Source organism: Vreelandella sp. H-I2 (assembly GCF_052959335.1).
In genome coordinates this window covers 133,253-159,697 of record NZ_JBRAMC010000005.1, presented here as the reverse complement: position 1 = coordinate 159,697, position 26,445 = coordinate 133,253, and the positions used below count along the sequence as shown (strand labels likewise).

General features: G+C 54.4%; 17 protein-coding genes. 8 read left to right on the top strand and 9 right to left on the bottom strand.

Features of this window, described 5'->3' with window-relative positions; genetic code table 11:
• From ACUVOF_RS13875 to rfaH, 6 genes are read left to right on the top strand one after another with little or no spacing between them, the layout of a single operon-like run.
• Nucleotides 1-1,242 (top strand): capsule biosynthesis protein, encoded by a 1,242-nt coding sequence (locus tag ACUVOF_RS13875; RefSeq protein WP_447044931.1) that lies wholly within the window; start codon nt 1-3, stop codon nt 1,240-1,242.
• Nucleotides 1,239-2,060, top strand: coding sequence for an SDR family NAD(P)-dependent oxidoreductase (locus ACUVOF_RS13870; protein WP_447044930.1), 822 nt, complete (start codon nt 1,239-1,241; stop codon nt 2,058-2,060). The genes ACUVOF_RS13875 and ACUVOF_RS13870 overlap by 4 nt, the downstream gene beginning before the upstream one ends.
• Entirely contained in the window at nt 2,053-3,663 is a 1,611-nt protein-coding gene (locus ACUVOF_RS13865) for an LTA synthase family protein (RefSeq protein WP_447044929.1), read from the top strand. Before ACUVOF_RS13870 ends, ACUVOF_RS13865 begins: the two co-directional genes overlap by 8 nt.
• A complete protein-coding gene (locus ACUVOF_RS13860; protein WP_447044928.1) occupies nt 3,660-11,120 on the top strand; it encodes a type I polyketide synthase in 7,461 nt (2,486 codons plus the stop codon). Before ACUVOF_RS13865 ends, ACUVOF_RS13860 begins: the two co-directional genes overlap by 4 nt.
• A complete protein-coding gene (locus tag ACUVOF_RS13855) occupies nt 11,117-12,442 on the top strand; it encodes an aminotransferase class I/II-fold pyridoxal phosphate-dependent enzyme (protein WP_447044927.1) in 1,326 nt (441 codons plus the stop codon). The genes ACUVOF_RS13860 and ACUVOF_RS13855 overlap by 4 nt, the downstream gene beginning before the upstream one ends.
• Before the next feature lie 53 nt (nt 12,443-12,495).
• Entirely contained in the window at nt 12,496-13,014 is a 519-nt protein-coding gene (rfaH, locus tag ACUVOF_RS13850) for a transcription/translation regulatory transformer protein RfaH (RefSeq protein ID WP_447044926.1), read from the top strand.
• Between the two features lie 344 nt (nt 13,015-13,358).
• Here rfaH and ACUVOF_RS13845 read toward each other — a convergent pair whose 3' ends face one another.
• The 5 genes from ACUVOF_RS13845 to ACUVOF_RS13825 form a co-directional block, all read right to left on the bottom strand.
• Nucleotides 13,359-14,258 (bottom strand): dihydrodipicolinate synthase family protein, encoded by a 900-nt coding sequence (locus ACUVOF_RS13845; protein ID WP_447044925.1) that lies wholly within the window; start codon nt 14,256-14,258, stop codon nt 13,359-13,361.
• Nucleotides 14,259-14,298: 40 nt separating this feature from the next.
• Entirely contained in the window at nt 14,299-15,273 is a 975-nt protein-coding gene (locus ACUVOF_RS13840; RefSeq protein WP_447044924.1) for a Bug family tripartite tricarboxylate transporter substrate binding protein, read from the bottom strand.
• A 133-nt stretch (nt 15,274-15,406) separates the two neighbouring features.
• The gene (locus tag ACUVOF_RS13835) at nt 15,407-16,933 is read right to left on the bottom strand and encodes a tripartite tricarboxylate transporter permease (protein ID WP_447044923.1); all 1,527 of its coding nucleotides are present in this window, start codon (nt 16,931-16,933) and stop codon (nt 15,407-15,409) included.
• Nucleotides 16,891-17,355, bottom strand: coding sequence for a tripartite tricarboxylate transporter TctB family protein (locus tag ACUVOF_RS13830; RefSeq protein ID WP_447045148.1), 465 nt, complete (start codon nt 17,353-17,355; stop codon nt 16,891-16,893). The genes ACUVOF_RS13835 and ACUVOF_RS13830 overlap by 43 nt, the downstream gene beginning before the upstream one ends.
• A 518-nt stretch (nt 17,356-17,873) precedes the next feature.
• Nucleotides 17,874-18,590: an IclR family transcriptional regulator gene (locus ACUVOF_RS13825; protein WP_447044922.1), complete on the bottom strand. Its 717-nt coding sequence runs from the start codon at nt 18,588-18,590 to the stop codon at nt 17,874-17,876.
• 284 nt (nt 18,591-18,874) lie between these two features.
• Here ACUVOF_RS13825 and ACUVOF_RS13820 point away from each other — a divergent pair, with 284 nt between their 5' ends.
• Both ACUVOF_RS13820 and ACUVOF_RS13815 read left to right on the top strand, forming a co-directional pair.
• Nucleotides 18,875-20,569 (top strand): dihydroxyacetone kinase family protein, encoded by a 1,695-nt coding sequence (locus tag ACUVOF_RS13820; protein WP_447044921.1) that lies wholly within the window; start codon nt 18,875-18,877, stop codon nt 20,567-20,569.
• A gap of 81 nt (nt 20,570-20,650) precedes the next feature.
• The gene (locus tag ACUVOF_RS13815) at nt 20,651-21,601 is read left to right on the top strand and encodes a Bug family tripartite tricarboxylate transporter substrate binding protein (RefSeq protein ID WP_447044920.1); all 951 of its coding nucleotides are present in this window, start codon (nt 20,651-20,653) and stop codon (nt 21,599-21,601) included.
• A 307-nt stretch (nt 21,602-21,908) separates the two neighbouring features.
• Here the strand turns inward: ACUVOF_RS13815 and ACUVOF_RS13810 are convergent, their stop codons facing one another.
• The 4 genes from ACUVOF_RS13810 to pgi all read right to left on the bottom strand — a co-directional run bounded on the left by ACUVOF_RS13810 (nt 21,909) and on the right by pgi (nt 26,401).
• The gene (locus ACUVOF_RS13810; RefSeq protein ID WP_447044919.1) at nt 21,909-22,214 is read right to left on the bottom strand and encodes a transcriptional regulator; all 306 of its coding nucleotides are present in this window, start codon (nt 22,212-22,214) and stop codon (nt 21,909-21,911) included.
• Nucleotides 22,211-23,557: a type II toxin-antitoxin system HipA family toxin gene (locus tag ACUVOF_RS13805; protein ID WP_447044918.1), complete on the bottom strand. Its 1,347-nt coding sequence runs from the start codon at nt 23,555-23,557 to the stop codon at nt 22,211-22,213. The genes ACUVOF_RS13810 and ACUVOF_RS13805 overlap by 4 nt, the downstream gene beginning before the upstream one ends.
• A 219-nt stretch (nt 23,558-23,776) precedes the next feature.
• Entirely contained in the window at nt 23,777-24,637 is an 861-nt protein-coding gene (locus tag ACUVOF_RS13800; RefSeq protein WP_447044917.1) for a UTP--glucose-1-phosphate uridylyltransferase, read from the bottom strand.
• Between the two features lie 60 nt (nt 24,638-24,697).
• On the bottom strand, nt 24,698-26,401 hold the full coding sequence (pgi, locus tag ACUVOF_RS13795; RefSeq protein WP_447044916.1) for a glucose-6-phosphate isomerase: 1,704 nt from the start codon (nt 26,399-26,401) through the stop codon (nt 24,698-24,700).
• Nucleotides 26,402-26,445 lie beyond the last annotated feature (44 nt).

Genomic DNA, 26,445 nt, shown 5'->3' with positions numbered 1-26,445 from the left:
TTGAAGCATCAGAAGCGTGCATTCTTATTTTTGCAGGGCGTTTGCTCACCCTTTTACCAGCGCTTGGCCAAGCGGTTGGTCAACGACGGGCACCGCGTTGTTAAGGTCAACTTTAATGCGGGCGATATTGTCTACTGGCAGCGTACCCACGGTGTAAGTCACCTGTTTCGCGGCCCTACGGCTGAACTACCCGGTTATATCAAAGCGCTGTGGCACCAGTATGCCATCACAGATCAGGTCGTGTTCGGTGACCGACGTCCCATTCATCGCCCGGCGGTCGATAATGCTGCCGCGGCGGGCGTTCGCACCCATGTATTTGAGGAAGGCTATTTTCGTCCGTTCTGGATCACCCTGGAACGCGAAGGCGTTAATGGCCACTCGCTGCTCCCCCGCGACCCAGCTTGGTTTTATGAAACCGGCAAAGCATTGCCCGAACCGCCCGCGCCGGTCCGCTTTCGTTCCTCGTTTAAAATCCGCGCGATGCACGATGTGGGCTACCACTTGGCAGGGCTGGCCAACCCGCTTGTCGCACCTCATTACCGTAATCACGCACCGATCACCGCCCCTGTCGAATACGCAGGCTACCTTAAGCGGTTTTCCCAGCTAAAGGCGGTTTGGAAAAAACGTGATGAGGCACGTATCAAAGCGCTGATAGAGAGTGGTCGCCCCTATTTTATGCTGCCACTGCAGTTAAACAGTGATGCGCAAATTCGCGACCATTCCCCTTATGCCAATATGCAGGAAGTGATGAACGATGTGATGGCATCGTTTGCCAAGCATGCGCCGAGCGATACGCAGCTATGCATCAAGAATCACCCACTGGATATGGGGTTGGTCAATTACCCGAAAGTCATTAAACAGCTTGCCGCGCGTTATGGCCTGCAAGGGCGAATCGTCTATCTTGAATCGGGTGATTTAAACGCTCTGATCAAACACGCCAACGGTAATGTGACTGTTAACAGTACCGTGGGAATCGTGTCGCTTGAGAAAAACTGCCCGACCATTGCGTTAAGTGACCCGATTTACAACCTGGACGGGCTGACTTACCAAGGCGACTTAGCAGATTTCTGGCAGCAGCCGCAGCCACCCAGTAGTGAGCTATTTGGCTATTTTCAAAAAACAGTGATGCACGCTGTCCAGGTCAACGGTGGCTACTACTGCCAGCCTAGCATCGATTTAGCTGTGGACAACGCGGCCCGTATACTGGAAGCCTGCCCATCGCCGCTGGAGAAGTTACTGTGACGGGTACTGTGACAACGACTGTGAACCAATCTCAACGCTCGCGCTGCGTACTGATTACCGGTGCCACCGGTGCGATTGGTGGCGCTTTAGCACACGCCTATGCGGCTCCCGACTCGCATTTGGTATTGCATGGGCGACAGCAGGCTAAGTTAGAAGCACTTGCTGAAGCTTGCCGTCAGCAAGGCGCTCACGTCACGCTCTCGACCATCAATCTAACCGATGACGACGCCCTGCAACGTTGGTTAGTCGAACTCTGCGTCCAGCAAGTACCTGACATCGTCATTGCCAACGCGGGCAAGAATACCCACCCCCAAGGACCTAATACACTAGAATCCTGGATGGAAGTGCAGGCGCTGCTGGATCTCAACCTGAAAACGCCTATCGCCATGGTGCAGCATTTAGTGCCTGCCATGCAGGCCCGGGGCAGCGGCCAATTTGTGTTGATCAGTTCGCTCGCCGCGTGGCATGGCTTGCCCACAACCCCCAGTTACAGTGCCAGTAAAGCGGGAGTGAAAGCCTATGGCGAAGGATTACGCGGCCTGCTCGCGCCACATGGCATTGGCGTAACAGTGGTCATGCCCGGCTATGTGACCTCGCCGATGTGCAACGCCATGCCCGGCCCCAAACCCTGGGAGTGGCCACCCGAGCGTGCCGCCAACGTCATCAAACGTGGCATTACCGCTAACCGAGCGCGTATTAGCTTCCCTTTCCCACTCAATTTCGGCACTTGGTGGCTAGCGGTACTGCCCGCAGGGATTTCTCAATGGTTAATCAAGCGCCTAGGCTTTAACCACTCAGGAGAAACGCCACATGAGTAGCGCGCTGGCATGGCCGCTGCTCGCTGGGCTATTGATAAGTGGAGGTTTTGAAGCCCTGCTTAGCCCCCGGCCGCGTCCTTTTTGGCAACGCGGCTTAGCGGCAAATGGCGTACACCTTGCCTCATGGCTACTGTTTTTCGGGTTGCTGCTGTTGCTGCTACAGCGCCCCTGGTTTGCGATGATGGTATTTCTCTCACTGCAACTGGTCGTGGTGCAGTCAAGCAACGCCAAATCGCATACGCTCAACGAGCCATTTATCTGCCACGACTTCGAATACTTCTGGGATGCTATTCTGCACCCCCGCCTGTATGTACCCTTTTTCGGCATAGGCTTGGCGATTGCTGCCAGCAGTGCTGCGGCAGTGGCTATTGGCGCGTTTTTCTACTGGGAAAGATCGCTAGTTACTAGCGAGGGCGCCAGCCACTTTTTAATTAACGCCTTTGGGCTTATCGCCATAGGCGCCCTGTTGCTCGCCTTTAGTGTGCGCAGGCTACCCGCCATCACCCTAAAACCTATAGACGACATGCACCAGCTAGGGCTTTTCGCCAGCCTCTGGGCCTATGGCGTGGCGCTAATGCGCTCCCACGCTCCCGCCCCGGAGCACTCCCCTTTTCATGCCTTAACGTCGGTGGCGAAAACACATCAAGACAAACAGGTATTGCCTAACGTGGTGCTGGTACAGAGCGAATCTTTTTTCGATCCACGCCCCTGGTGCAAAGAGGTGAATGCCAATCTGCTCCACCATTTTGACGCCACGCGTGAAAAAGCCATATCGCATGGCAAATTAAACGTGCCCGCCTGGGGTGCCAACACCGTGCGAACCGAATGTGCCGTGTTAACGGGGATTACTCCTGACCAATGGGGTGTCCGGCAGTTCAACCCTTACCGAACGTTATCGCGCCACCCATTGCCAAGCTTGTCGAGTGCGCTTAAAGCCGCGGGTTATCGCACCGTCTGTGTGCACCCTTACCTAGCAAGCTTCTATTTTCGTCACAAAGTGATACCCCAGTTAGGCTTTGATCATTTTATAGATATCAATGCTTTCGAGCCCAGTGACAAAAGCGGCCAATACATTAGCGACCTAGCAGTTGCACGAAAAATTGGACGACTGCTTGAAGATGACGATAATAGGCCGCTATTTGTATTTGTGATCACCATGGAAAATCACGGGCCGCTACATTTGGAAGCACCTAATCAGGCTATGCAAGCCGCCACATTACCGGGCGCCTCTTGGCCGTTGCCCAGCTATTTGCGCGACCTCACGGTCTATTTGCACCATCTAAGTGAATCCGACAAGATGTTGGCAAGCGTTAAAGCGTCGCTTAGTACAGCAAATCGACCGGGGCTGCTAGGCTGGTATGGAGATCACGTGCCGATTCTACCCGTGGCGTATGCCCATTTTACGCCCCCGGATGGACGCACTCCCTACATGATATGGTCATCCGAACAGCGGATTACCTCAGGCGAAAGGTTGACAACGACCAACGAGCCATACGAATTAGCCGCAGACGAACTTGGTGTCCAGTTATTTAAACAAGTGTTTGGACACGGTATAAGTAGCGATGTGAACAAGGCAGAACCAGAACCTCAGGAGCAAGAATGACTAAACGCGTTGCCATCATCGGCGCCGCCCATCGTTTCCCCGGCACCACCCCTGAAACGTTCTGGCAGGACCTGCAAGCCGAAAAAGATTTAGTGACTGAAGTGGCCGCCGATCGCTGGAGCCATGACGCTTTTTTGCATCCCGATAAACGCCACCCCGGCACCAGCGTGACCTTTGCCGCCGGTAGCCTAGGTGATATTAGTGGCTTTGACGCTGAGTTTTTTGGTATTTCGCCCCGCGAAGCGGCCAACATGGACCCGCAGCAGCGCATGCTCTTAGAGCTCGCCTGGGAAGCCATGGAAGACGCCAGTATTTTGCCCAGCACTTTACGCGGCAGTCACTGCGGGGTGTTCTTAGGCGTGGCCAGTCTCGACTACTCCTATCGCATCGCTGACGACATGGGTGCTATTGACGCCTCCACTGCCACTGGCAATACCTCCAGTATCGCCTCGAACCGATTATCGTACGTATTTGACCTGCACGGCCCCAGCATGTCGTTGGATACCGCCTGCTCGTCCTCAATGGTAGCCTTTCATCAGGCCTGCCAATCGATTCGCAGTGGTGAAACCAACATGGCGCTGGCGGGCGGCATTAGCCTACACCTACACCCATATGGCTTTATCATCTTTTCCAAAGCCAGCATGCTCTCGCCGACAGGACGCTGCCAGGTATTCGATGAAGCCGGCAATGGCTATGTTCGCTCGGAAGGGGCAGGCATTTTCCTGCTTAAAGATTACGATCAAGCAGTGGCGGACGGCGACAATATTATTGCCGTGGTGGCCGGCTCTGCCGTGAATACTGACGGCCATAAATCCGGCCTGACAGTGCCGAATCATGGCGCTCAAATTGACCTGATGCGCCGCGCCTATCAGCAGGCGGGTATCTCGCCGGATGAAATCGACTACCTAGAAGCCCATGGCACCGGCACCGCGGTGGGTGACCCGATTGAGACCCGTGCGATTGGCGAAGCGCTTGGCCAGCACCGTAAAACGCCGCTGCTGATTGGCTCGGTAAAAAGTAACCTGGGCCACCTTGAAACCGCTTCAGGCGTGGCAGGGCTTGCCAAGGCGCTCTATAGCATTCAACACCGAGAAGTCCCAGCGACCATTGGCATTCGCAAGCTTAACCCGCGCATCAAGTTCGATGAGTGGAACTTGTCGGTAGTTACCAAAGGTCAACCTTTGAAAAAAGAGGGTCGTCTGGTCATCGGCATTAACTCTTTTGGTTTTGGCGGGGCCAACGCCCACGTTATTTTGGAAAGCCCTCCCGAACGGGCGAAACTCGAAACGCAGGCGTCAGACTCACCGCTACCGATTCGCCTAAGCGCCCGCAGCGAAGCCGCGCTCACCCAAAGCGCCGAATCGCTTGCCACCTATTTGCGTGATAACAGTGATGCCAGCCTTTATGACATCGCTTACACACTGTTCAGTCACCGTGAACGGCATAGCCATGGCGCCCTGCTGTTTGCCCAAACGACTGAAGAAGCCGTTACGCTGCTCAGCGAATTTGCCGCTGGTGAAACGAAAAACGTCACCACACTCGAGCGTTTGCCCAACGCCACAGGACCGGTGTTTGTTTACGATGGCAATGGTTGTCAATGGGAAACCATGGGCCGCGACCTGCTCAGTGATTCAACCGTTTTCGCTGATGCCGTTGACCGCGTAGACGCCCTTTTCCAGCAGCACGGTGACTTCTCGCTGCGTGCCGAGCTGGAAGGCAAAAATGGTGAAGGAGAAAGCGGTGAAAACCGTTTTGGACTGACCGAAATCGCCCAACCAGCGCTGTTTGCACTGCAAGTGGCGCTCACAGAGTGGCTGCGTGCACAAGGCATTACGCCCACTGCGGTATTCGGCCATAGCGTGGGCGAAGTGGCCGCCGCCTGGGCCAGTGGTGCTTTAAGCCTGGAAGATGCGGTGAAAGTGATCTACTACCGCAGCGACTACCAAGGTAAAACCCGCGGCCAGGGCGAAATGACCGCGGTGGCCATGAGCGCCGCTGATATCACCGAATGGCTCGAAAAGCCCCAGTTCGATCAGGTGTGTCTGGCCGGCATTAACAGCCCGAAAGGTATTACCCTGGCGGGCGATAGCCGACAGCTAAGCGCTCTGGAAACCGCCCTGGGCGAGCAGGATATCTTTGCCAAGCGCCTGCCGCTGGATTACGCCTTCCACAGCCCCGCGATGGACAGCATTGAAGCGGGCGTCATTAACGCACTGGCCGATATTACCCCTCGAGCCACCCAGGTTCCCTTCTACTCCACGGTGACGGGCGGATCTATTGACGGTGCTGAGCTGGACGCCACCTACTGGTGGAAAAACATTCGTGAACCGGTGCTGTTCGACGCCGCTGCGTGTGCACTCATTGAGCAAGGCAACAACGTCTTTATCGAGATTGGCGCGCATCCCATTTTACGTCGCTACCTCAATGAATCGCTCCGCCAGTTGGAGCATGCTGGTCTGGTATTCGGCACTATTGAACGCCACAAACCCGGTCTTGAAGGCTTGCAGCGCTGCCTTAGTCAATTGCTGCTAAGCGGCCTGCCCCTTTCTAGCCGCCATTTGCCAGTGGTAGGGCAGCGTGTGCCGTTACCGCGCTATGCCTGGCAGCGTAGCCGCCACTGGGTGCACACCACCAACGACAGCCAAGGTCTGCTTTCACGCTACTACCAGCATCCGTTGCTGGGGTATCCGCTTGCCCAACATAACCATACCTGGGAAAGCCAGCTGGATACTCAACGACAGCCCTGGCTGGCGGACCATGTGGTTGGTGAAGGCGCCGTTTTCCCCGGCGCTGGCTTTGTGGAGCTAACGCTGGCGGCAGCGCTGCAGCTAAAAGACACACCACTGCTGGATATCGAAGAACTGGAAATTCGTGCCCCGCTGCTGCTGGACGGTCCCCATGGCCGCACTATGCGGCTGCACTACCTGGCGGAAGACGGCCGCCTGGAGATTCACTCCCGCGAGCCCTCCACCACCAGCGAATGGCAACTGAATGCCGTGGCCCGTACCATGCGGGAAAGCCGTGGGTTCTTGCTCAACCGTAAAGCCCCTACGCTGCCCACGCGTGCCCCGGACTACACGTTGGAAGAACATCTGCAGATGGCCGAGCGTATTGGCCTGCATTACGGCCCCGCCTTCCAGGCGATTTCCAAGGGTTGGATTGAAGGCGATGCGGTGATTGGCGAAATCGCCCTGTCTAATGAAGTAAAAACGCAGCTAGCCACGCTACACGTGCACCCCGGCATTCTGGATAGCGCTTTCCAAATGTTTATCCCGCTATTGGCACAGCATAGCGAGTTTGCCGCACAGTTGGCATTTGTACCGGTACGCGTGGGACGTATTCAAGTAAACACCCAGGCAGGCGCGCCGGTCGTCGCCCGCGCCGTGATGGGCAAACGCGCGCCGCACTCCTTCACCGCTGATTTTGAGTTGTATGACGCCGCTGGCAATGCTGTTGCTGTATTGAGCAAAACCCGCTTTAAAGCGATTCGACTCAATCGCGCCCATCATCAGCAATTCAGCTATCTGGATGTGGAACTGACCCCAGCGCCGCTGCAAGCAGAGCCGTTAGCTTTACCTGCTGATGCGCTCGCTCGATTGGCCGACATCGCCAGTGTCTATAGCGAACATACCGGACAGCGCTACGCTAACGAAGTCGCCCCATTGCTCGATACTCTGAGCGAAGCCTTTGCACAGCAACGTCTGGTAACCAAGGGTCCAAATATAGATGACGATGAAGCGCAGCATTCGCCCGACGTTATCTGGCAACTACTGGTGCAGGATTATCCCGACTACTTTGCACCCGTTCATCTGGTGGGCCGTTTGGGCCTTCACCAACAGGCGCTGCGCAGCGGCTCAAGCGACCTGGAAACCCTGGGCATTAGCCAGGAACATCTGGCGCGCCTGAACCGTGTGCTGGTAGGCGAAAGCGGCTGGCAAGCCCTGGCTGGCGAGCTAGGCCAATTGATGGATTCGCTACTCACGGAGCTGCCTGCGGGGCAGCGCCTTCAATTGCTCGAAGCAGGTCCCAGCGCCCCCGCCCTCGGCGAGCGGCTACTGGAGCGCAGCGCTAACGGGCAAGCGGAGCAACGCGACCTCAGCCATTACCGGGTGATTACCACCCACGACAGCGCACGCCATCAAGCCGAACAGCTGCAAGAACGCTTCCCGCTGATGGATTTGCAGTACTTAAGCCAAGACGGCGATACCGACTTGACGGCACCGGCCAACGCCGAAAAAGCGCAGCTCGCGTTCGTCAGTGTAGATATCACCCAACCAATTGCGACGCGTCAGTTGATCGAAGCGCTGCCAGCGCAACTGGCCCCAGGCGCCCAGGTCATGTTGGTAGGCATAGCGCCCAGCCGCTGGCTTGATGACTTGCTGGCCACGCCAGGTATCGATCAAACGGCACTGGAGCAAGACACCGTTATCGGCTGGCTGAACGACCAAGGCTTTGTGGTATCCGCCCCGATGGCGCTCGAAGAGAATGACAGCGGCGCCTACCTGCTCCATGCCCACTATCCGCTGGATATAACAGCAACAGATACGGCTACCAGCGCAGCAAATGCACCACAGCGATGCCACCTGGTGGTGGCAGATAACAACAGCGAAACCCTCGCCATCAACCTGGTCGAAGCACTGCAAGCACTCGGCGCTTTTGCTCAGCTCAGCGTTAACCAAGGCGCGCCCGCTGATTTGCTAGCTCACGCCCTGACCCAGCCAGCGCTGGGTCAACCGCAACTGAAAAACCAGGCCGAGTTAACGCTCAATGTGATTGACCTGCGTGGCTTGGGCGCGAATAGCACGGAAGCGCAAACCACGCGCTGTAATCACGCTCTGCAGTGGACGCTGGCACTAGAGCAGCAGTCGATCACAGCTTCTTTGTGGTTAGTGACCCACGGCCTCAGCGCGCTCTGGCAGTCAACAGCCGCTACCGGCGTCTCCGATGCACGAGGTGAAGCACGAGGTGAAGTACCAGGCGATGCCGCCCTATGGGGCTTTGGTCGCTCGCTCGCCAATGAAGCCGTGGGCCATAATGTCTACCTGCTGGATGTACCGTCAGCTATCAGCGAAACTGCGCTAAACGCCTGGGCGACGCTACTTACTCAACCGGACGGTGAAAACGAAGCGCTGATAGATAACCAGGGCCACCGTTTTGCCACCCGGCTGCGCACGCTGCCTGCGCCGCACCCCGCAGCAGCAGAACAAACAGCACAGCCGCGTCAAGCGATGACACTCGGCTTTGCCATGCCCGGCCAGTTGCGCCAGCTAACCTGGCGCCCACGCCCACTACCAGAAGCCAGTGCCGATGAGGTGGAAATTCGCGTTAAAGCCACGGGGCTAAACTTCCGCGATGTGATGTACACCCTGGGCCTGCTCTCCGATGAAGCCATTGAGAACGGCTTCGCCGGGCCCACGCTGGGCCTGGAATTTTCGGGCGTGGTCGAAACCGTGGGTAGCAACGTCACTCACCTAACGCCTGGGCAAGCCGTGGTCGGCTTCGGTCCCGCCAGCTTCAGCGATAACGTTATCGCCAGCCAGCATGCCGTCGCACCGCTTCCGGAAGGCATTAGTTTTGCTGCTGCCGCAACGATCCCAACGACCTTCTTTACGGTCTACTACGCGCTTAAACACTTGGCGCGGGTAGAGCCTGGCGAGAAAGTCCTGATTCACGGCGCCGCAGGCGGCGTGGGTATCGCCGCGCTGCAAATTGCCCAATGGTTGGGGGCAGAAATTTACGCCACGGTCGGCTCCGAAGAGAAGCGCGACTTCCTGCGTCTGATGGGTATCGAGCGGCTTTACGATTCACGTTCGCTCACCTTCGCGGAAGAGATCCTCGAAGACACCCAAGGCGAAGGCGTTGATGTGGTGCTCAACTCGCTGGCCGGGGAAGCGATCAATCAGAACCTGCGCGCACTGCGTCCGTTCGGCCGCTTCCTGGAGCTGGGTAAGCGCGACTTCTACGAAAACACCCATATTGGCCTGCGTCCGTTCCGTAACAACCTAAGTTACTTCGGCATCGACTCCGACCAATTGATGAAAGTACAACCGGCGCTGACTCAACGCCTGTTTGGCGAAATGATGGCGCTGTTTAATCACGGCACCTTAAGCCCACTGCCGTTTACGTCATTCAGCCACAGCCAGGTAATTGATGCCTTCCGCTATATGCAGCAGGCGCGACAGATCGGCAAAGTGGTAGTGACCTATGAACAGCCCATCGCCCCGCCCAAAAACGAACAGTTGGGTAATGGGTCGATGCATCTGTCCGACCAGGCCAGCTACTTGGTGACCGGCGGTCTGGGTGGTTTTGGCCTCAAAACCGCTCAATGGCTGGTAAGCAAAGGCGCACGTCAGTTGGTTCTGCTTAGCCGCAGCGGCCCTGCCAGTGAAGAGGCTCAAGCAGCCATTGCAGGCTTGGAACAGCAAGGCGTGACGGTATTGGCAGTTGCCTGTGATATTACCGATCGCGATGCGCTGGCTAACGTATTTGAGCGCATCGAAACTGAACTCAACCCGCTGCGTGGCATTGTTCATGCCGCTACTGTGATTGACGACAGTCTGATCCGCAATTTGAGCGCCGAGCGTATTCAGAAAGTACTGGCACCCAAGATTGACGGTGCCCGTCATCTTGATGCACTCACCCGGGAGGCAGCGCTGGATTTCTTCGTGCTCTACTCCTCCGCCACCACGCTGTTTGGCAACCCTGGCCAGGCTAACTACGTGGCCGCGAACCACTGGCTGGAAGCGTTTGCCGCTAACCGCCGCGCCGCGGGATTACCAGCGACCTGCGTACGCTGGGGCGCGATTGAAGACGTCGGCTTCCTGGCACGCAATACCCGCACCCGCGATGCGCTGCAAGAACGCCTGGGCGGTTCGGCGCTGCGCTCGGATGACGCACTGAACGTACTCGAACAAATGCTGCTGTCTCCTGGGCCAAGCCTGGGCGTGCTGGAATTGGAGTGGGGTGCCCTTGCTCGCTTCTTGCCCACTGCTGAAGCGCCGCGATTTAACGAAATTGCCCGCGCCAGCGACGACGACAGCAGCGTAGATGCCGATGACGATATCAGCGCCCTGCTGGCGGACCTCTCTCCTGAGGAACTGCACAGCACAGTCACCGACTTGCTGCGCGCCGAACTGGCCAGCATCCTGCTGATCGATGAAGAGAAGCTCGATATTCACCGCTCGGTCTACGACATGGGCTTTGATTCGCTGATGGGCGTAGAGTTGATGACTGCTATTGAGAACCGCCTGGGTGTTCAGGTTTCCGTGATGGTGCTCAGCGAAGCCTCCACGCTGGACAAACTGGCAGGCGTCTTGATTCAGAAAATGCATCAACACGACGATGTTGAAGAAGCGCCACAAGATGCGTTAGCCTCACTGGCCGCACAACACGGGTCTGAAGGGTTCACCACTGAACCTGCTTCCGCTTCCTCATCACCCGCGACCGAGACACCATGACCGCTAAGCGCTCTGAACTAAAACAGCAGCTTCTGGAAAAAGCACGCAAGCGAACCTCGCCGCGTGCTGCCAGCACTACCGCCTCGTCATCTAACGGGCAAGGGATGGAACAGCGCACGGTGCCTGAACGCTTCACACGTTTTGATGCCCAGCCCGGCTATCAGCAAATTGCCATGATGCGTCAAGCCGCCGATCAGCTAGGTTTGGTCGACCCGTTTTTTAAGGTGCACGAAGGCACCGCCGGCGCGACCAGCGTGATTAACGGGCAAACCTGTATCAATTTTGCCAGCTATAACTATCTCGGTTTCTCCGGCGACCCGCGCATCAATCAAGCCGCTTGTGATGCCGTGGCCAGGTATGGCACGTCGGTCTCTGCCAGTCGAGTGGTTTCCGGCGAACGACCCATCCATCAGGAACTGGAGCAGGCACTGGCCAAAGCGTACGACGTTGAAGATGCCGTCGCGTTTGTTAGCGGTCACGCCACTAACGTTTCCACGCTGGGTTATCTGCTCGGCCCTAAAGACTTAGTGCTCCATGACGAGTATATCCACAACAGCTCGTTAGTCGGCGCACAGCTTTCCGGCGCCAAACGCATGTCATTTGGTCATAACGACCCCGCAGCGTTGGAAGCCCTTTTGGCCCGCCACCGGCATCAGTTCGAACGGGTGCTAGTGGTGATTGAAGGCCTCTATAGCATGGATGGTGACATCCCTGAACTGCCCCGTTTTATCGAGCTGAAGCAGCGTTACCAAGCATGGCTAATGGTCGATGAAGCTCATTCGTTTGGGGTGATGGGCGAAACCGGCCTGGGGTTACGCGAACACTTCGATATCGACCCGCGCAATGTAGATATCTGGATGGGCACCATGAGTAAAGCCATGGCGGGCTGTGGCGGCTATATCGCAGGCAGCAAGCCTTTGGTGGAAACGTTGCGCTACCTCGCCCCTGGGTTCCTCTACAGCGTAGGCATGCCCGCGCAAGTCGCCGCCCCGTCGCTGGCCGCGCTGCAATTGATGCAGCAAGAGCCCGAACGGGCACAACGCCTGCATGCTATTTCGCGCTACTTCCTCGAACAGGCCACTGCCCGCGGGTTAGATACCGGCAAAAGCATCGGTGCAGCGGTCGTGCCAATCATTATCGGCAGCTCCGCGGCGGCTGCCCGGCTCTCCCATGGGCTATTAGAACAGCAGATCAACGTACAACCGATTCTGTACCCCGCAGTACCCGAAAAAAGCGCGCGGCTGCGCTTCTTCCTCTCGTGTGAGCACACCAAAACACATATTGACCAAACGTTACATGCATTAGCCACGCTGCTACCGTAATCTAATCATTATGGTCTATATAGCTAGTACTCGTTAAACCCAAGGATGAGCGGATGGAGTCTTTCAACGACTTAGAAGGCGCAATGCCTTCTTGGTACGTGATTCAATGTAAAGGTGGGGAATCATTCCGCGCCGCTGAGCACCTCACCAACCAAGGATACGAGGTGTTCCATCCTGTCTTAAACATCAAGCGAAAGCGTCAAGGCAAGCTCGTGACCGTGAACGAGCCGTTATTTCCTTACTATCTATTTATCCGTTTAGATCAAGTCGTCAGTAACTGGCGGCCGATTCGCTCCACCCGGGGTGTGCTTCGGCTGCTTACATTTGGTAATCGACCCGTCGCGACACCCGACGCTTTAATCGATACCCTGCGTGCCCAACCGCACAAGCAAGATGAAATCCATACCTATTTCAGCGCCGGTGAGAAAGTCACCATTACCGCTGGCCCCTTCAAAGACCTAGAAGCCATCTTCGCCCATTGTAAGGGTGAAGAGCGCGCCATTGTTTTACTTAATGTACTCAACCGTCCGCAGAACCTGGAAGTACCGCTAGAGACCTTAAGTAAGTTGTAGCGCGTGGTAACGAGGTTGCACCCCCGGCATTGCTTCGCCCTGCATGCGACAGGTAATCAATAGCCTTGAGACCAGAGAGACCGCTACGCAATGATTGCTACTGCGTCTCTTTAAGCGGTTGAAAATTAGGGAATTTATTGAGAAATGAATAAATACAGGCGCGAAGGCAAGAAGCATTGCCTTCAGTTCGCCCAGGTCGTGTTTGCATAATTCCAGAGTTAAATCTTAGGGTCTTATTTTGTCCGAGCCAGTAACGGGGAACCCTTTCGAAATAATGACCGAGCATATATTACCGCCCGGTCATTCATCATTACCAATTGCAAAATTCGCTAACTTGCTCTTCCTTAAACTTTAAGATTCTCGAACTTGAGCACGTTGGCTAGCTCTCGATCGATTGCCTCAGCCTGGGCTGGAGAAGTGACTGGCATTGGCATACGAGGAATACCGGTGGAGACTCCCTGTTTCGCCAAGGCATATTTAACGTTTGCAGGAAGGTTATCAGCGTAAATTGTATTCCAGAAACGCAGCAGCGCGGCATGAATCTCTTTTGCAAGTGAGTGATTTCCCGCTTGGACTGCGTCCCACAACGACACACAGACGCCAGGAACCGCTGCTGGGTTAGCAGCAATAGTGCCATGAGCGCCGATGGCGAAAGATGGATAGAGAAGCGCGTCCACGGCAGTGAACACCTTCCGGCCCTCGGGAACGGTCAACATCAAATCGGCCATGAGTTTCAGATCGCCAGCGCTCTGCTTAACACCCATAATGCCGGGTAAGCCTTCCATGAGACGAACCAGCAACTTTGGCGATAAGTAATTCCAAGGCACTACGTTATAAATCACGATAGGAATATCAGTCTCGCTCGTGAGCCGCTCAAAATGTGCGTAAGTCGCATCGTCGTCCGGCTTGAAGACATAGTGCACTGGGGTGATTTGCAGCGCAGCCACATCGAAAGCACTGACTGCCTTGGCCGCAGCAATGGCATCGCGCGTACTGTTGGCAATAATACCTGCAACGACCGGAATAGCCCCATCGACCTCCTCGCAGGCGATTTCGATGGAACGGGCTAGCTCCTCGACCGACAAAGTATGGCCCTCACCTGTACTACCGCCTAGGCAGATCCCATGGACCCCACGTGACATCATGAATTTGATGTTCTCACGCAATGCTGCTTCATCAAGCGTTTCATCGTCGCGAAACGGGCTGACCAGCGGTGGAATGATGCCTTTTAGTTCGTGTTTCACTTTAAACTCCTTACTTGGTCTTTTTGATATATACGCTGTCTCAGTTTCCAAGCTCGTTCAGCACGCGCTGGGTCTGGATTTCATGTTGACGTATAAACTGGGAAAGCTGCTCTGCATCCATCCAAACTGCACCGAATCCACTATCAGCCATGCTGTTTTGGAACCCATCAGATTCGAAAGCTGCCTTCACTGTATCTTCGATCTTGGATACAAGCGCATCATCCATACCGGCTGGCCCCCCTACAGCACGCCAGGTTCCACCGGTTACTTCCTGCCCAGTAACTTCCTCGACTGTAGGTACGTCCGGGTAGCGATCGAGCCGACTGTCTGAGAAGACCGCGACATTTTCGACCATATCGGAATCACGAAGTGAATCTGTCTCAGGCAAGGAAGAAAGGACGATATCCATGCCACCCGACGCCAACTCCTGGAGTGCAGCAGCAGACCCTTTGGCTGGGATCAGGTTAAGCTTCGTAACATCGACTCCTTCGTCGAGCATCAATGATACGAAAGGGATATCCCAACTCGCATTGCAGGTACCACCACATGAAATTGTCAGGCTGGATGGTTCGCTCTTCAGGGTTTGGATAATAGCGTTGAGATCAGCTAAATCAGAGCCCTTGGCTACAGTCACTGCGGCCGGATCCATATTCACCATCGCAATCGGGGAAAAGCTGTCAGAAGTGAAATCCGCCTGCCCCAGCAACTTATACTGCGCAAAAGGTGAAAGCTGGCCCAGCGTGTAACCGTCAGGCTTCGCGTTGACATAGGTTGTCATGCCGACAACACCACCACCCTGTGCTTGGTTTACCACACTGATAGGCTGGCTGATCTCGCCCTCCATTTCCCGCGCTAGCAAACGAAAGGTTACGTCAGACCCACCGCCAGCACCGGCGATGACAATCATTTGTACCGGCTTGGAGGGCCATTCCTCCGCCTGATTAGCCTGAACAGTCGAGGCGAACGCACCACCTAGGACACCAGCCAAAATAGGGATTAAAGCTAATTTTTTCATTGTTATCTCCACTTATTGAAACTGAACTTCAATATGGAGGCTATATCCCTAAATGTGGAATATCAACAAAATAATGGAAATAAAGAAAGATTTTTATTTTTTATTCCATATTGTGGAACCAACACCAGTACCTCTATCGCTTTGTTGCCTTTTGAGCACGTAACTGAAGGCCAATCGCCAGCAGCCATGCCAAGATAGTGACCACGCCCAAGACAGCCCCTACCTGCCGCTCGAAGAATATGGAAAGCTCACCCTGACTTTTTAAAAGGGTAACCATGAAGGTTTCCTCTATCATTGGGCCGAGAATTAGCCCTAGGATAGTAGGGGCCAACGGAAAACCATTTTCCTCCATCAAGTAACCAAGCAGGCCAAAGATAGCGACTATCCCAATTGAAAAGAGAGTGTTTTCTACCGAGAAAGCGCCGAGGATACAGAAAAGCAGCACTATTGGAGAGATGGCTGCCTGGGGTAGCTTCAAGACCAGGCCAAACCCGCGCATACAAAGAATGCCAAGTGGAATCATCACCAAGTTGGCAAGGAAAAATATCGCGAAGATCGTGTATATCACGTCGGGGTTATTTAAAAACAGGGTCGGACCGGGATTGATTCCCTTAATAAACATCACGGAAATCACTATGGCTGTTATTGCATCCCCTGGAATGCCGAAAACGGTTGCAGGGATATACGCTCCGCCGAGGCTTGCATTATTAGCAGCGCTGGCGGACATAAGCCGCTCCGTCGCGCCTATGTCGTCTTCACGCTGACCAGCGCGAGTGCCTCGCCGCGCCACTGCGTAGGATACCCAGGCGGCAATATCCGACCCTGCCCCAGGCAATGCTCCGACCAGCGTCCCGATCACCCCTCCCCGTGCGACGCCAAGTTTATGGTGCCAAAGGCTCACTAAGCTTGGCACGAAAATTGGCCCACTGGCCTGTGGCGAGCTTGGCCGGTTCATAGGATGCGCCGACCCACGCAGCAGTTCAGAGATAGCGAAAAGCCCAATTAAAACCGGAATAAGCCCGAAACCGCTAAGTAGGTTGGGCGAGCCTAAAGTAAAGCGCGGGATCCCTGTGATCGGGTCCATACCGACAGTGGCTAACGAAAGACCTAAAAATAAAGAAACCAATCCTTTAGCCAGAGAGTTTCCGGCTACAAAAGTGGCGCAGCTCAAGCCAAGTACCCCAAGCCAAAAGTACTCTACCGAACTGAAAGCAAGCGCGATCCGAGCAAGTGACGGCGCAGCTAGCGTCAGGATAGTTGCACTCAAAAGTCCGCCTAGCGAAGAGGCGATCAAGCCTGCGCCGAGCGCAATGCCCACCTTGCCCCGTTTTACCATGCCATGTGCATCATCTGTATAGGCGGCCGAGGCTGGAGTACCCGGCATACGTAGCAATGCGCCAGGAATATCACCTGCAAAAATAGCCATGGCTGAGGCCGTAATTATGGAGGCAACCGCTGGAAGTGGCTCCATGAAAATAATGAATGGCACAAGCAGCGCACTCGCAAGCAGTGCGGTTAACCCTGGGATAGCACCGATCAGTAGACCATAGGCGGCGGAGGCGAAAATGACGGTAAGTAAATGGCCGTCAAATAGCTGTGAAAAAATAATATTGAAATCTACCATATCAAATAGCCCGATATTGAGCTGAATGGTCCCCATGGCAGGGGAACATGAAGCAGGGAAGCGAATACAATATTGATGAGCGTAGACAAGATCAGAGCAGCCACTGCAGCCCTCTGAGGCCGTATGCCATTAATAGCCATCAAGACGAATAACAGCCCAAAAGCGGTTAGGAAGAAGCCGAGTATGGGGGAAATGAGGCGGTAGATGAGAATAGCCAGCAAAATGGCGATAAAGCGGGTAACCGGACCACGCTGCGAAGCCCATTCTGGCATACGGAATATAGGCCCATCGGCTCGATGAACCCAGCCGTTAACCCCTACAGCGAGCCCTGAAAATGCTAAACCTGCCCCCATTAGCATAGGAAAAGTCGCAGGACCAAACTGGAGATGACTTGGCGAAGGCAAAGTAAAGGACCATAGGCATATCCCGATCCCACAGAATGCGATGATGGGGCCCATGGCCACGTTGTGTATGCGCATGGTTAGCTCTCTTCCTCTAATTCGGGTGGAATAGTTCGGATGAAATAGTCCGGATGGAATAGAAAGAGGGTTATCGCCCCTCCGCTAGGCACGCTGAAACGGCATGCTTTTTATTCTTCTACTGTGGAACGCTAACACTTTCAATCTACTTGTCAATCCGAATTGCGGATTATGTAGACATAAATGAGCCAACTCTATTAAGTTTCCACCTATCAGCTATGTCCGAGAACTTCACTAATTAAGTCGTTTTTAAAAGACAGAAAGGCAACTGGGGGGGCATTTACTTAAGAAGAAAATACACTTAGATTTATTTCTGAAGATACAACCAAGAGGCTCACCGCCTGAAAAACATCAAGGTAGGTTCGGTTACTAAAGCAAGGGGCTGGATGAGATGCGGGCAGTCTATCCAGCATGCTTCCTCTAGGTCGAGCGAAGGAGACTCTCCCTTGCCGATGTTAGAGAACAATACATAGCCACATAACATAGCCAGCTTGGCCTTAGGCCTGTAATTTCTGAGTAATTCGGGCAGCCGTTTCGATAACAGCTGGGGCCAGGGCGTCTTGGCGGCTTTCCGGAAGACGTTCAGCCGGCCCCGACACGCTTATTGAGGCAAAAACCCGCCCGCGCGAGTCACGGATGGGCGCGCCCACGCATCGAACACCAATCTCATTTTCTTCATCATCCCGCGCGTAGCCGCGGGTCACGATACGCGCCAGGTCGGCTTTTAACTCATCAATTGTCGAAAGTGTGTTCTCGGTGCGCTTTTCAAGCCCCTCTTCAGTGATAATTCGATCGATTAACTCTTCTTCCTGAAACGCCAGGAATGCTTTGCCCACACTTGTGGTATGGATCGGCGCAGCCTCGATCGTTGTCAGCGTAGTATTACGTTCAGCTCCCATTTCCTCTCGCTCAATGCAAACCATCTGACTCCCATCAAACATATGAAGATGCACAATTTCCCCAGTGATCTGGTGCAGCTGAAGCACATGAGGATGAGCATGACGGTTGAGGTCGAGGTTAGCCATCACCGCACTGCCGTAATAAAACATTTTCAGACCAAGCCGGTAGTCGCCTCGCCGATTGTCTTGATCGATCATCCCAATCTCACGTAGAGATGCAACGATACGATGGATCGTCGTGCGCGGCAGGCCTGTCAGATCCATGATATCGGAAACCGATAAATGCTTGCGTGAGCGCGTGAAGCAATCGAGCACTCTCGCCATCTTATAAAAGGATTTGGCGCCACTATCCCGAATCTCGCTTCTCGGAGCTTGGCCTAATGATGCCCCCCTGCCCTCATTCATGGTGATCCCCTTGTTAGCGGTGACGGTCGCCTGTGACTGCAATTGTACGGAAAAATAATGGTTTGTCCGATCTATTTTCCCAATTTGGGTTTGACGTCAAAGCACATGAGGCTATAGTTCCGCATATAGGATCTTGCAATCTGTTTATATTTGTTGTTCCGTAAAGCGGAAGATGAACTAATAAGGAAGGTCTTATGAAGAAGCTAATTAATGATCCTCGCCGCGTTGTCAGGGACCTATTGGAAGGTCTCGTCGATTGCAATCCTGAGCTCGCCATTCTATCCGACGATAATGTCATTCTGCGTGCAGATATCCCTGAAGACCCGAAACAGCGTGCCGTCGCCCTTTTATCGGGCGGCGGCTCTGGGCACGAGCCAGCTCATGCTGGTTTCGTTGCGCAAGGTATGCTCACCGCAGCTATCGCTGGAGATGTTTTCACCTCACCTAGCGTTGATGCTGTTCTCGCTGCGCTGCGTGCTTCCGCTGGTCCTGCTGGCGCAGTACTCATTGTTAAGAACTATACAGGCGATCGTTTGAATTTCTCTCTCGCCGCTGAAATTGCTCGTGCTGAGAACATCCCAACTGAAGTAGTTTTTGTGGCTGATGATGTTGCCCTTCGTGACCGTCTTCCAAGATCGCAAAGTCGCGGCATCGCAGGAACGATACTGATTCATAAGATCGCAGGGGCAGCAGTCACAGAGGGAAAAACGGCAATCGAAGTTGCAAATCTTGCACGGGCAGCGGCGGCGGACTTGGCATCGATGGGGATCGCGCTAGGAGCTTGCACAGTCCCCGCTGCAGGCAAACCAGGCTTCTTGCTTGAAGAAGATGAAGTCGAGTTCGGACTTGGAATTCATGGCGAGAAGGGGCTACGTCGATCTCATGTTGAGAGCGCTGATTCGATTGTCCGCGAACTGCTTGATACGATACTAACGAATTATGACGGGGCCGACCGCCCTCTCGGGCTGTTGGTTAATGGGCTTGGTGGAACACCTCCGATGGAACTAAGCATTGTCGCTCGGTCTGCACTTGCAGAATTGCGACAACGGGGACTCACGCCTGAGTTGGTTTGGACAGGCAATTTCATGACTGCACTTGAGATGCCTGGCTGTTCTCTTACGCTAATTCCTCTCGATGAAGAGCGTAAGCGACTGTTGCAGGCTGAGACATCGGCTCGATACTGGCCCCAATCAGCTTCTCTACCAGCGCATCGCTATGTGATTGATCCCCCAAAACCGATAAGCGAAGAAAGAGATTATGAGCCAAGCCCGCATGCCGAGCTAATGCAAGCGATAGTCGAGAGGATTTCATATGAACTCGACGCCCAAGAGCATGAGCTTACAGCACTCGACGCGGCCGGCGGAGACGGTGACTTAGGTGCCAGCATGCAAAGGGGGGCGCAGGCACTGCGCAACCTGCCCAACGAGGCTTACGCCGATCCCAAAACGTTGCTTTCCTGCATGGCTCAGGCCTTGCGACGTGCTATAGCAGGTAGTTCCGGCCCTTTCTATGCCGCAGGCCTGATGCGCGCATCTAATACGCTTACGCCTGGGACGCCTAATGCCGAGGAATGGGCAGTTGCCTTTAGAGCGGCCAGCGACTCAGTGCAGAAAATAGGCGGCGCTAAAGTAGGTGATCGCACCATGGTTGATGCCCTTGAAACTGCTGCCCAGGCCTTTCAGGAGACCATTGAAGCAGGGGCTTCGCTGCGAAAGGCCCTAGAGAATGCCTCAAGTGCTGCCGATGCTGGGGCTCACGCTACAAAAACGATGCAACCAAAATTTGGACGCGCCGCATACCTTGGTGAGCGGGCGGTTGGCACCGTCGACGGCGGCGCTATGGCCGTTAGTATTTGGATGACCGCGCTACATAAGGAACTTGCGGACTGACGAGATGAGCACGCCATCAGCCCCTGCTTCAGGGACTGCTAATTACAACGACAATTGTCATCATAAAGAGAGGTAAGACCTGTGAAAAAAAATCTAATAGCAACGTTGGCTATCGCAGCTCTACCATGCACGGCCTTGGCGGAATTTCCCGACAGACCTATCACCATCATCGTACCTGCCGGTGCAGGCGGTGGTGGCGATGCCACGACCCGTCTACTGGCTAAGGAGATAGAGGATGAACTTGGCGAGACGATTACCATTATTAATCAAGGTCAGGGTGGAGGCGTAGTTGGCTTAACCTCAATTCGAAATGCTGAAGCCGATGGTTACACGCTCGGCCTTCTGTTTCCTTATGCGGGATACCACTATACCGGACAGGGAGATTTCACCGCCTCTGATTTTACCCCGATCGCCAACTTTAACGGCGATAGCTCTGCACTACTGACTGGTGCAGATTCTCGCTTCAAAACGGCTCAAGAGGCAGTTGATGCTCTTAAGGAAGCGCCTGGAGAATATACTATCCATTGCTCGGGTGCCTGCGGAAGCGTCTGGGACATCCCTGTAGCCGGTATGTTGCTCGACCTCGGTGTCGATGTCTCTAAGATACGCTGGATCCCAGGCAAGGGCGCTGCGAGCGGGCTATCCGAACTCGCCAGCGGTGGGGTTGACTTCCAAACGGCCTCCCTGCCTGAAGCTGCAGCTATGACTGAGGCTGGACAAGTACGTCCGCTTACCGTATTGAGTACCCAACCTGTTCCCGGCTTTGAGAATGTGCCGCTCGCCGAAACGCTAACTGGAGAACCTGTGGATGGCGGTACCTGGCGCGCGTTGGGCGGCCCGGCAGGTATTCCAGAGGATCGAGTTGAAGTACTACAAGAGGCGGTGCTAGCTGCTGCCCACTCCTCAGCGTTTCGGGAAGCAATGGAAAAATCCGGCTTCGGCGTGCAGCCCCTAGATGCAGAGGCACTTCACGAAGTCATGCTACAGCATGAAAAAGACACTGCTAGGGTGATGGAGGCACTTGGCTATTAATTGCCGCCAAGGTCCCGTCTGGCATTATGCTGGGCGGGGCAGATAGCTTCTTGGATACTCACAATTTGCATGATGACCTGGAACATACCATGACGTGGGGAATTTAACGGAAGTGCTTAACTTCCCCCCTGACCTTATAAGTCAACGGACGCTTTGTAGTTGACCTTGAAGCTGGCCAACCAGGCATTGTTACACAAGGTGACCAGTTGGGACATTGCTGTCTGTACGATGGTAAGCTGGGATTCACCGATCTGCTACTGCACATCTTCCGGTCGTTAAAGGGGTCATAGACCAAGCGGGCTCCGATTTACTCGGTAAATGCCAGCGCTTGCTCCAGTAAGGTACGCTTGCGCGGTAGCAGGCTCGCTTCCAGGCCTAGCGGTCGATACACGCGGTTCCTAACCTCTAGGGTGACATTGCCCTTATCGCCTTCGAGATCCGACAATGTGCGCCGGCTAATGCCAACTAAAGAGGCATAACGGGTCTGAGTCAGACCCAGCACGTCGCGCCGCAGGAGTCGTAGCAACTGCCCGTCGGTAAGTTCACCCGCATAATAGCGCTTCAGTAGAGCCACCAGTGCCGCTTCGCGATCATCAGGATAGTGTGGTTTCACAGCAACCCCCAGCGTTTGAGCCGTGTATTGATGGTGCGTAAACCTACGGCAGGCATATCAAGGATACGAGCAGGAACACCACGGGCGGCTAGGCGCTCATCTACGCCTTCAAGCCCAGCCGCAAGCGTGCGGAGCTCCTCCATTACGCGCTCCGGTGCGACGAAATCTACCAGCGACTCGGCAATGGCTGGCCAGTTATATTCTCCCCCTATTTCCAGCGGCGCCCCCCACTGGGTGGTCCTAGTCACTCCTTCGGGATCTGCTTTCATGGGGGCGAAGTCATAGACCGGAGCAAACCAGACACCTTCAGGGCGCTTTAACAAGGCCGTATTACGGCCATGGTTGTCGGAGTTTCCGAAAGCAATGTTGAGTAGGTCGCGCTTAACCCACTCCAGAACAAACGATGCGCTATCGAATATCTCTCCTCCTTCTCGCACTCGATACTGAGCGTGTAGCAGGCTGACCATTTGGCGGAGTGTCTCGCCGTGGCGAAGAAAGCTGCCTGGCGCTACCGACATTAAGGAGTAAACGGATTCCAGGCCATAGCGAACCCAGGCGCCGTCGAGGTACTGCATATCAAAGCGTGGTAACCATAGAGAGGGATAACGCTCGCCCTCGACCAGGCGCATTTGGGCTGTGTCAATAGTGGCGATACCGAGCGAAGCTAGCTCCTGATAATAATGGTACTCGGCGCGCAATATGTCGCAATCATCATTAGAACGGCTACCACGCGGAAATTTCACTAACACGGGCAGATCAGGACAATGTATGTCATCCTGCCAAGTATCGATCCAAACTTGATCATCCTCGGTGAGCCTAAGTAGCAGCTTAGGCGCCTCGCCACCAGCACCGGTCGCGCCACCACTGGCCGCTCCCATCTGCTGAGCATACTCAAGAAAATCCACTTGTCGCTCTAGGACGCTTTGTATCGGAAAACGTCGCTCCTCCAGTATTTGCTTCGCGGAGGCATCGGGCACGGCTTCTTTGATTCGTAGATTACCTACCGGCGCAATGGTGCCATGCGCCAGTAGCTCGGCATCTTGGCGTCCGGCTGGTAAATCATGAAGTCCAAGATAATCTATCCAAAAGCGGCGACTAGCCCCGGCCGGCATAATATCTTCCAGGAAGCCGAACCAGCGCGGCGACTCGTGAGTTAACATTAGCTCGACAGGCAATAGTAGGCTGCAAGCGTGCAGGTCATCTAGAAAGAGCCTATCGACAGCATAGTCAGTCGTATAACGCAGACGAGACGGCCCACGTGTCCCCTGCTCTGGAGCAAGAAATGACAGCTCGGCAGCATCGTGCCAAGCCTGATCAAAGTGAATCTGTACCGTCAGTTTCAAAACCAGTCCATGCGCAATATAGCGCTCAAAATTTATCTACTTAAAACATGATGAGCAGCTTAGCGCACAAAATACGCTTTATGAAGAATTAATGAGCAGAATAGTGCACAACTGGGTTATAGGATGAGGATTGATAAGGGAAACGAGCACACGAAGCCTTTCGCAAAGGCGCGCCCCCACGAAGGGCGGCGCCAGCCGCCTCCGGGTTGATTAACGTCCTTACACGTCGTAACCAGCTTCGCGGGCAAGAAGGGTGTTGGCTTTTAACCAACCATCGATGTTGCCACAATCGAAAGTGCGACCGTTCATGCGGAAAGCCTGCACTGGCTTACCTTCTTGCATTAATCGATCAATCGCATCGGTTAATTGCACTTCGTTGCCGGCACCTGGGGGTTGATCGCTTAACAGCTCCATCACGCGATAAGGCAGCACATAACGGCCAATTACCGAAAGGCGTGAAGGTGCGTCTTCGGGTTTAGGTTTCTCCACCACCCCGCGCATATCGACGCTATCGCCCGCGTTAGGTTCGTCGCCCGCACAGTCCACAATCCCGTAACGGTAAACTTCCTCTTCCGGTACCGCTTCCACCATAATCTGCGCGGCGCTGCTTGTATCCCAACGGGCGACCATATCACCCAAGTCACAGGTAGTGCTTCCCAACTGTGGCTTCACCAACACATCCGGCAGAATAACGGCGAAAGGCTCATCCTTACCCAATAAATGAGCGGCACAAAAAACCGCATGCCCAAGCCCCTGCGCATTAGGCTGACGAACGCTGGTGATTTTTAAATAGGGCGGCGCGATAGCAGCCAGTGTCTTCAGCAAGTCATCTTTGCCCTTACTGGCCAGCGAATCCTCAAGTTCCACATGGGCATCGAAGTGGTCTTCAATGGCGGATTTACCTGAACGGGTCACCAGAATGATTTCATTAATCCCCGCGGCCAGTGCCTCTTCCACCACGTGCTGTATCAATGGGCGGTCAACCACAGGGACCATCTCTTTAGGGATCGATTTACTAATAGGCAATAAGCGCGTCCCAAAACCTGCGACCGGAATAATCGCTTTACGTACCTGCGTCATTAGTGGCTTCCTTCATTTTGTGACTGGCTTTGTTTATTGACAGTATCTACTGTTTTATTTCTAGCGTTTATACGGGCTATTTTGGCTATATGGCTGACGCCATTCGCCGACTTTACGCAGTAGCTGCTGGGTACTTGCATCTTTCACCAAGTCCTGTTCGATAGCGCTACCCGTCAGCGTGTTAAAAAGACTCGTCGCCAGCTTTTTACCGAGTTCAACGCCTGGCTGATCAAAGGGATTCAGGTTCCAAAGCACCGATTGTACGAACACTTTATGCTCATAAAGTGCTACCAGCGCCCCAAGGCTCCACGCATCTAACTGCTTTAACATCAGCAGTGAATTGGGCTGATTACCGCGATAGCCCTGCGCCATATGCCCACGCAACGCTTTCGGTATCGCATCGTCACCCAACGCAAATAACTGCGCCTGAGCCAGGCAATTGGCTAACGTTAACTGTTCTTGAGCTGCCAAGGCATCTCTAACATCCGGCACGGCATCCACTTCGCGCCCAGCCACCGCGACAAAATCAGCACTGATGGTATGCCCGCCCTGATGCAGCAATTGATAAAACGCATGCTGTGCATTCGGCCCGACATCGCCCCAAATAATCGGACAAGTGGCATGAGTAACAGAGCGACCATCCAGGCATACACTCTTACCGTTCGACTCCATCTCTAGCTGCTGCAAATAAGCAGGCAAGCTCTTTAATCGGCCATCATAAGGCAGTACCGCATGGGTGGAGATACCCAAGAACTGGCAATTCCACGCACCGACTAGCGCCATTAACGCGGGTAAATTCTCATCCAGCGGTGTTTCAAGGAAATGGCGGTCCATGGCATGTGCGCCATCCAGCAATGCATTAAAGCTCGCCATACCAAGCTGCATCGCGACGCTAACACCAATCGGTGACCATAACGAAAAACGCCCACCAATCCAGTCTTTAAAGACCAACTGATGAGCGTCAGGAATACCAAACTCAGTCATTTTGTCAGGTTTTGAGGAGACCCCAATTAGCTGACAACGACATACCGTAGGCACATCGATTTCCAGCGCATCGCTTAACCACGTCAACGCAGTACGTACATTAAACTGTGTATCAGCGGTGGTAAACGACTTGGAGGCTAATACCAATAGTGTCGTGGCAGGATCTAAGCGCTCCATCAGCGGCAATAACTGCGCGCCATCCATACTGGAAACATAATGAACGTTGATGTAAGTATGGCTCGGCCGGTCTGCCAGCGCCTCGCTGACCATTTTGGGGCCCAAATCTGAGCCGCCAACACCAATATGCACCACATCGGTGATTTTCTGCCCACTGGCACCAAACCACTCGCCTCGATGTAAACGCTCTACCATCGCTGTTAAGCGGGCACGTTGGTGCTGACAAAAAGAGACCGCTGCTTCCATTCCTTTAGGCGGCGTGGCATGAGCAGGCCAACGCGCCGCCATGTGCAACGCAGAACGCCGCTCAGACGTGTTGACTTTTTCTCCCGCAAACAACGCTTTTCGCTTCGATTCAACGCCACAGCTATGCGCCCAATCGACTAATAATGAGAGCGTTTGTGGGGTAATCCGCTGTTTGCTAAGGTCCAAGTGAAGCGACCCCAGCGTAAATGCCAAGTTATTTGACCGTTGCACGGCGGCAGCCGAATCACCGCCGATTAAGTCACTGAGCGATTGCGCTTGCAGGTGCTCAGCATGTTCCTCCAAAGCATTGAGCGGTGTATAAACACGCTGCATCAATGAGTGCGCTGATGAATACATTCGTTCCTCCTTGAACTCAGGTACCGCTAAGATGAAAAACTCGC

Coding starts and splice junctions, on each gene's coding strand:
- ACUVOF_RS13865 (WP_447044929.1), top strand. CDS start 2,053: ATGAGTAGCGCGCTGGCATGGCCGCTGCTCGCTGGGCTATTGATAAGT.
- ACUVOF_RS13860 (WP_447044928.1), top strand. CDS start 3,660: ATGACTAAACGCGTTGCCATCATCGGCGCCGCCCATCGTTTCCCCGGC.
- ACUVOF_RS13855 (WP_447044927.1), top strand. CDS start 11,117: ATGACCGCTAAGCGCTCTGAACTAAAACAGCAGCTTCTGGAAAAAGCA.
- rfaH (WP_447044926.1), top strand. CDS start 12,496: ATGGAGTCTTTCAACGACTTAGAAGGCGCAATGCCTTCTTGGTACGTG.
- ACUVOF_RS13840 (WP_447044924.1), bottom strand. CDS start 15,273: ATGAAAAAATTAGCTTTAATCCCTATTTTGGCTGGTGTCCTAGGTGGT.
- ACUVOF_RS13835 (WP_447044923.1), bottom strand. CDS start 16,933: ATGGGGACCATTCAGCTCAATATCGGGCTATTTGATATGGTAGATTTC.
- ACUVOF_RS13830 (WP_447045148.1), bottom strand. CDS start 17,355: ATGGGCCCCATCATCGCATTCTGTGGGATCGGGATATGCCTATGGTCC.
- ACUVOF_RS13820 (WP_447044921.1), top strand. CDS start 18,875: ATGAAGAAGCTAATTAATGATCCTCGCCGCGTTGTCAGGGACCTATTG.
- ACUVOF_RS13800 (WP_447044917.1), bottom strand. CDS start 24,637: ATGACGCAGGTACGTAAAGCGATTATTCCGGTCGCAGGTTTTGGGACG.
- pgi (WP_447044916.1), bottom strand. CDS start 26,401: ATGTATTCATCAGCGCACTCATTGATGCAGCGTGTTTATACACCGCTC.